This is a genomic window from Xenorhabdus miraniensis, from assembly GCF_002632615.1.
The window spans coordinates 1-7,441 of record NZ_NITZ01000053.1 but is presented as its reverse complement, the minus strand read 5'-3'; the positions used below and the strand labels follow the sequence as shown (position 1 = coordinate 7,441).

Here is a 7,441-nt window from a genome sequence, read left to right as displayed (position 1 = left end):
ACATCATGGCGCGGGCAAATAAGTCCTTTATGACGCCGGATATATGGTAGCAAACCGTATCGACTCAATGCTTGCACAACCGGGGGCGTCCATATATGGCTTTATGCCGGTGGGGATGACCTGTTCATACAGGCGGCAGTACAGCGTACTCAACCGATACCCCGCAATACCTCAACCTGCGTTCACTCTGGCGCACAGATATCGATCAAGGGCAAGGCAGTTATTTTCTGTTTTGCCAGAATGGTCGCGCGCCAGAGATCGCATGTTGTCAAACATCCACAAGGGGAAACCAATGAGTCGATTGATTAAAGAATTAAAATTTTTTGCCCGGAAGGCAGGCGGCAGCCACAAAACCTGCCATGATCGCATTCGAATTGCTGGGCGCGTGGGTGCGTTGTTATTGAGCCTGAATATTCAGGTGAGAAGCCTTAAGAATTTGAAAGCCAAGCACGTGGAGCATTACGTTGTTGCCCGTTTATCTCAGGGTATTACAAAGAGAACAGTGCAAAATGAAATGTCCGCACTGCGTAACATTTTCCGCATGGCAGGCAGGGAAAAATTAGAAACCTCGCCACGCCTGAGCAATCAGGCATTGGGATTAAGCGGAACCAGCCGAGCCGGAACGAAACAGGCGATCCCTGATACTACGTTTCAGGTTGTTTATCAGAAAGCACTTGAACGTGATGCCGGATTTGCCGTCACCTTGAAATTGGCCCGCTTGCTGGGATTACGTTCTCAGGAAGCCGTGCAATGTAGTGCTTCACTGAAAAGTTGGCGAAAACAATTAGAACAGCCAGAGCCGAAACTGCATATTGTCTTCGGTACAAAAGGCGGCCGACCAAGACAAACCCGTGTATTGGATGTTGCCGCGGTAAAAGAAGCTGTTGAGCAAGCAATTGCTGTTGCAGAACAACGCGGCGGTAGATTGATTGATAAGCCCGATCTCAGACAGGCCATGAACTACTGGCGAACACATACCACAAAGATTGGTTTAACCGGCTGTCACTCTCCTCATAGTCTGCGCTATGCGTGGGCTCAGGATGCACTGAATTTTTACCAGCAGAATGGTTTTAGCCGCCAGGAGGCAAGGGCACTGGTTTCAATGGATTTGGGGCATGGTGATGGTCGCGGGCGTTATGTTGAGTGGGTTTATAGTCGTTAAACTTAGTCGTTCGGTTATTGAGTTAGATAAAACAATCAGTTAAAGTAGTCACGCCATTGGCAAATACCAATGGTCAAGGCGTCGCGGCCTTGTGCGCTTATACACTGGTAAGAGTCTTTACCAGTGTGCCTGCTATCACCTCTTCTATGGTGGTTCAGGCGGGGGAGGCTATGCCTCGCCGGAGTAAGCGCCGGTCCGCGAACCCTGTCTGAATCACCACCATCAATGATTAATTAATGGAAGGGGTAGTAGGAATGAATAACGTTAGAAACGACTGGCATCAAGCCGATATTATTGCTGCACTACGTAAGCGTGGTACGACCTTAGCAGCTCTTTCTCGTGAAGCGGGACTTAGTTCATCAACATTAGCAAATGCACTCAGCAGGCAGTGGCCTAAAGGAGAATGGATAATTGCTAACTATCTCAGTATTCATCCCTCAGAAATCTGGCCTAGTCGGTATTTTGATATGTGTGGCCAACTTATTGAAAGAAAAGCTAGAAAATATTCCAATTTCACAGATGTCTAATTTATAAAAACATATTTATATGTGGGGAGGGTAATTAATCACCCCACTTATTATTTTTCATCTTTGCTTATTGAATACATATTAATTTTTCAGGAAAGATTATATAATTTATTATTCCTGAGATATCCAATAAGAATGAATCACAAATGGGTCACGTATTCAATTTGTTGATTTACCTTAAATATAATATTTTCTTTCGATAAAAGTCCCGATGACTTTGTCATGCATTTCCGGTGATTTTGGATAACCCAATGTTTTACGATTCAGTCGCTTAATTCGGTTTCTGAGGGTGAGGTTTTCACGTTCAATCCGTTGTATGAAACTTTTTCCGATGAGGGGTTTATCTGTGGGCAACATGTTGTAAGCCTTGAAATTATCGGTACACCAAAAAACCACTTTAAAGCACGATAATTTCTTGAGTAGTTTCTTCAATGTCTTTTTGCTGCGCCTGCCGAAGGTGTGCGCAATAATATGCTTCAGACGAGGCTCCCAAGTATACCATAACCAACGTTGTTGTTTTTTATTTCCGACAAATGACCACATCTCATTGACTTCACAGATGAGCTGAATTTCCACATGTTCCAGCGGTAATGGGGTTATACATCGTGGGGACAGTTTTTTAAAACGCGAACGACGGCATTAATACTAATATGCAGTGCCCAGGCACTGTCACGGATGCCGGCATTATTCATTGCAAGATCGACAACTTGCTCTTTTATACCCGCCTGACAAGCGCGATAAGCATATTCAAGCTGAAAAGTACGACGGCAGGATAGGCAACGATAACGCTGACGTTCACCTCGGCCTGTACCCTGTTTTCTCACCGACTCAGTTTGTTGACAAAATCGACATTTTATTTCAACTGTTGCCATCTGATTTATCCGAAAAAATGGCGATTATACACAACTATCAATAGGTTGAATGCGTGACCAAAAATTCGATTTCTAATAAGTTATTATAAATCGAATTTTATAACATGAATAATATGTGACCTTTCATGTGGTTGCCCTAATCATCTCTTTGTTGATGCTTTATTGATTTTAATATTATTGCCATGAGGTTTAAAATAAAATCCATTATTTGATTGGTAAGGTATTAAGCTAATGTAGATTTTGAAAACACCTGTAATCATAGAACTTATTTATATACAAACATGATATCTTTTAAGGAATTAATAAAATATCCAAGCGATTAATTTACTTCTAAAATAACTGTCATTTATTACATAAATGATTGATCTTTATATTTCTAATAGATATGACTCCTAAATAAATTGAGTCTACCCTTTCTATTGTTATCAATAAAGGTTCAGTAATTATGATATTTCTTGTACTTGCTCAATTCAATTGTTAGCAATAGGTTAATGCTATGTGAAAAAGATTTTCTTAAATAAAAAGCTATGATATGGAACCATATAACAATGGCCTATAGCATACTGAATGAACGAGTTTATTAAACATTAAGTCAAGGGATATATTCTTAAAGTGCATCTAAAGATAAATTTATTGACTGAGGAATTAAATCCCAATTATTAGTTTCATCCAAGATATGATTGTTAGTGAACGTAAATTAAATTGCAACAATCAATGCTACATATTATTAACACGCGGCATTGATTATTAATTAATGATGAGGTTAAAGGAAAGATAATGGCTGATATAGTCGTTGTGGGGGATCGTTTTGCTGAATTCAGTGAAAACGATAATGTATTTACGTTTACTCAGGCGTTGAAATTTCTTTCCGCCGCTAAATGTGACGATAATTATCAAGTTATTTTTGGCCAAGGGCTTTCTAAAGAAGATATTGAGGAGTTTAAAAATTCATTGTGTCATGGTGATACTGATAAGATGTTACTGCTTAATCAAACTCATCTGCTGAGAGAAACACCTCAGAATACACATAAAAATAAAGCGGAAAATATTCTTATTTCTGAAACCATTAAAACAGGGGAAAACTCATATCAATGTAATTTATTGATTGATGACAGCTGCGCGGAAATGGCGGACCACGTAACCGGCCAGCATATCCAAGGTATGGTTTTGCTTGAGGCATGTCGGCAGATGGTTAATTCCGTCTCTGAACGATTTCTTATTAAGACCAGTAGTGAAAAATCGTTTGTTCTGCATGCGATGAATTCTGAATTTAAAGAATATCTCTTTCCGGTGGCATCAAGCATGGAAATGGCTATCAATCATTTTCGCAGAGGATTAAGGGGGGATTTTACCGCTGAATGTATTATCACAGTAATGCAAAACAGCATTATATGTCTGTGCGTTACCATTAAATTTAGCGCAATTGACAAAGGATATCTAAGTTTGATTGAACAACAGATGGCCGCAGAATCGCTCAGTCATCTGCATTGAATTAGTAAATTTGAGGAGTAAGAAAGTGAAAGAAAAGCCGAGTCTTATCGGGTACCTGGTGTTGGTTGCGCTACTTGATTTTATCGGTTTGGGAATGGTGGTGGCGATATTCCCGCACATGATGGTTTCTGATGCTGCTTCACTCTTCCCTGACGGTTGGGATCACCAAAAGAAGGTGATTATGTTGGGGATTTTCCTTGCAATCTATCCTGTTGGTCAGTTTTTTGGTGCTTCTGTATTGGGCAAAATGTCAGATATTTATGGTCGCAGAAAAATGATGCTAATTACTGTAGCAGGCACTGCTGTAGCTTTTGCTGCTAGTGCTTATGCGGTTGTTGAAACATCGGCGGGGCTACTGCTGCTTAGCCGTTTGCTGGCCGGAATGATGGCGGGTAACGTAGCGATTGCACAGGCAAGCATGGCTGATATCAGCGAGCCGGGCAATAAAACTAAAAATCTCTCCATGATTCAGACTGCTTTGGGACTGGCCTGGGTAATAGGGCCGCCAATCGGAGGCTGGCTAACCAATTTCTCTCTGGGGCAATTCAGCGGATATATGACTCCGTTTGTTATTATGACTGTCATCTTTGCTCTGCTATTTATTTACACGTTGGTTGCATACCCCGATACATTGGAAAAGCATACTCACGAAAAAATAAATATCTTTTCCGGTCTGGTACAAATAGCGAAAGCCTACAGCCACGCTGAACTGAGAATGGCATTTGCTATCTGGACGGTTTTTGTTGCTGGCTGGTGGTTGTTTGAATCTTTCCTGCCTGCTTATCTGCTGGATATTTATAGTTTCAGTTCGTTTCAGATTGGCTCTTTTCTCGCCACAATGGGCGCAACCTATGCGTTATTCCAGTATCTGGTGGTAAGACACGTTGCCAAAGTCGCTAAACCTGAAAGCATGGTGCGATATTCACTTGTAGTGTCATCACTTGCCGTCATAGCCATTTCACTGGTCAGCAATGTGATTTATCTGCATATATTCATTACCCTTTTCGTCACCTCCATGGGGTTTGCATTGACCGGCCTGATAAGCAGTATTTCAAATCTTGCGCCGGAGAATGAGCAAGGAGAAATAATGGGGTCTATCAGTTCCATTCAGGCATTAGCCACACTGATAGTCATGTTAGCGGGCGGTTTCCTTGATACCACTAATATCCGGGTAACTGTGGTAGGAGGCGGATTATTGCTGTTAATTAGCTGGCTACTTTTTGTGGTACGTCTGGGAATAATTAATCGCAAAGCGATTCACTAGGTAAAAGCAGCAATGAAAAACCATTATCAAGTATTAATTGTGGGTGCAGGCCCTGTTGGACTGTTGCTAGCGTGCAGGTTAAAGAAAAATGGAATTGATGTGGTGGTGATTGAAAAAAGATCTTCTCGTTCAACGCATTCGAAGGCATTGTCAATGAACGCTGCCTCACTGGCTTTATTACGTTCTCTTGGTGTGGTGGAGCGTTTTGAACGGTCAGGAAGAGCGATAAGTGATATTTCAATTTACTGGAATCAACAGAGAATTTCACACATCGACTATCGCCAGTTGAACAGCTGTTATCAGCACATTCTCGCCATTCCACAACCGGAAACTGAACGGCTGCTGGAAGAGTATTTTATTGAGTTGGGTGGAGAAATCAGACGTTCCGCTACGTTAAGCGCAATTGATGTTAACTCCGATTGTATGAATGCCAGTCTCGCTGATGGGGTAACTTTAACTTGTGACTATCTGATTGGTTGTGATGGTAGCCACAGCACAGTGCGTGACTTTGCTGGTATCACCTTCAGTGGTTTCGACTACGGTATTGATTTTTATCTGTTTGACGCTCAAGTCAGCTGGCAGGGCAAACGTAATGAAGTACATTATTTTGTCGACGAGCAGGGCTTTATTATTGTTATCCCACTGGCGGATGGTAACCATCGCTTTGTACTTCAATACCCCAAGGAAGATAACTCGCCACCATCGCTGGCTGAGTATCAATCAGTGCTGTCACGTTACATCCCGCAGCCCATTGTTATTGAGCGTGTAATCTGGGAATCGAAATCTCAGTTTTACAATCGACTGGCCAGTCAGTACCGAGCAGGCAATATTTTTCTTGCCGGAGATGCTTGTCACCTCTTCAGCCCCATCGGGGGGCTGGGAATGAATACTGGCTTCCAGGATGTCTGGAATCTTGCGTGGAAGTTGACCGCAGTCATCCGTCAGCAACAGTCTGATGCTCTACTTGATACCTACGAAGAAGAGCGGCGCAGCGTGGCGGCGATGCTGCGTGATAGTACTGATACCAACACACGCCTTATTGCATGTATCGACCGTGACAGCGAAAAAACTCGTTTCTGGTTGCCCAATTTCAACAACAGGCAGCATGCAAGAACGCTGTATCCACAATTATTCTCAGGACTGGCACAACGCTACATCGAGTCATCGCTGATTTATGAAGCAAAGAACCTAGCTGGAAAATATCTACCGTATCTCTCACTTATCCAGCAGGGAACGCGTGTTAGCAGCTACGATATCGTGGACGGTGAAAATTATCATCTTATTGTCCGTAGCGAAAATGATAAGTCCCAGTTAATTACTACCTTGAGTGATTATCATCTGACCGTATATTTTGTCGAAATTAACGGCTCTGATAAAAAAATCGAACTTCAACCCGAAGAATATCTTCTAGTACGCCCTGACGGTTTTGTCGCTATTCACAAAAGTTTGGGGACTCTGGAAGTTGTTACTCACTATATTGAAAAAAATAACATAAGGTATTCACTATGAAAGATAAAATTCGTCATTTTATTATTCAATCGGTGATAGAACTCAATGCCACCTTGCCTGAGCCACTACCAATTGAAAATGGTGATGAGTGCTTTATTTATAGGCATGACTCTCATCTTGATTCAATTTCTCTGGTCATGCTGATCGCTGATTTGGAAAGTAAACTGGAAGATGATTTTAACATCTCACTAACGTTGGCAAATGAGAAATCCATGTCCGCTAGAAATAGTCCATTTTCATCGGTCGGTCGACTGACTGATTACATTTCTGATTTAATTGAAGAGCAGCCTCATGCGTAAACCCATTACCTTAATTACCGGAACCCGTAAAGGAATTGGCAAGTACCTAGCAGAACACTATGTGGCTCAGGGACATATTGTCGTGGGATGCAGTCGTTCTGATGTAGACTGGCAATTAACCGACTATCATCACTTTCTGGCTGACGTGATAGATGAGCAGGCGGTAAAAGCATTATTTAAATATATCCGTCAGAAATTTGGCGTTCTGGATAATTTAATTAACCCGAATTCCGTTTAAGCCGTCATTGGAAAATCGTCTTCTGAGTAGAACACTTTCAGTGATGGCTTCTTCCATTTAAGGCAGTAAGCAATCACCC

8 protein-coding genes are annotated in these 7,441 nt (G+C 41.9%); 7 read left to right on the top strand and 1 reads right to left on the bottom strand.

Annotation, left to right across the window (positions count from 1 at the left end; all coding sequences use genetic code 11):
• Positions 1-292: 292 nt before the first annotated feature.
• Positions 293-1,162, top strand: a complete 870-nt coding sequence (locus Xmir_RS21655; protein WP_099116053.1) for an integrase domain-containing protein — start codon at positions 293-295, stop codon at positions 1,160-1,162.
• 254 nt (positions 1,163-1,416) lie between these two features.
• Positions 1,417-1,689: a helix-turn-helix domain-containing protein gene (locus Xmir_RS21650; RefSeq protein WP_099116052.1), complete on the top strand. Its 273-nt coding sequence runs from the start codon at positions 1,417-1,419 to the stop codon at positions 1,687-1,689.
• 177 nt (positions 1,690-1,866) lie between these two features.
• Here the strand turns inward: Xmir_RS21650 and Xmir_RS21645 are convergent.
• Positions 1,867-2,561, bottom strand: a protein-coding gene (locus tag Xmir_RS21645) for an IS1 family transposase (RefSeq protein WP_099116051.1) whose coding sequence is annotated in 2 segments (ribosomal slippage) — positions 1,867-2,315 and positions 2,315-2,561 — 696 coding nt in all. Because the reading frame shifts where the segments join, the coding sequence is not laid out codon by codon here.
• A 777-nt stretch (positions 2,562-3,338) separates the two neighbouring features.
• On the opposite strand from Xmir_RS21645, the gene Xmir_RS21640 reads away from it, so the two are divergent.
• Genes Xmir_RS21640 through Xmir_RS21620 form a run of 5 tightly spaced genes read left to right on the top strand, consistent with a single transcriptional unit; the run spans position 3,339 to position 7,362 of the window.
• Positions 3,339-4,052, top strand: coding sequence for an AfsA-related hotdog domain-containing protein (locus Xmir_RS21640; RefSeq protein WP_099116050.1), 714 nt, complete (start codon positions 3,339-3,341; stop codon positions 4,050-4,052).
• Between the two features lie 25 nt (positions 4,053-4,077).
• Positions 4,078-5,316 (top strand): MFS transporter, encoded by a 1,239-nt coding sequence (locus Xmir_RS21635; protein WP_099116049.1) that lies wholly within the window; start codon positions 4,078-4,080, stop codon positions 5,314-5,316.
• A 12-nt stretch (positions 5,317-5,328) separates the two neighbouring features.
• Complete coding sequence (locus tag Xmir_RS21630) at positions 5,329-6,825, top strand: FAD-dependent oxidoreductase (protein ID WP_099116048.1); 1,497 nt, start codon at positions 5,329-5,331, stop codon at positions 6,823-6,825.
• Complete coding sequence (locus Xmir_RS21625) at positions 6,822-7,124, top strand: hypothetical protein (protein WP_099116047.1); 303 nt, start codon at positions 6,822-6,824, stop codon at positions 7,122-7,124. Before Xmir_RS21630 ends, Xmir_RS21625 begins: the two co-directional genes overlap by 4 nt.
• Positions 7,117-7,362: an SDR family NAD(P)-dependent oxidoreductase gene (locus Xmir_RS21620; protein WP_099116046.1), complete on the top strand. Its 246-nt coding sequence runs from the start codon at positions 7,117-7,119 to the stop codon at positions 7,360-7,362. The genes Xmir_RS21625 and Xmir_RS21620 overlap by 8 nt, the downstream gene beginning before the upstream one ends.
• The last annotated feature ends 79 nt before the right edge of the window (positions 7,363-7,441 follow it).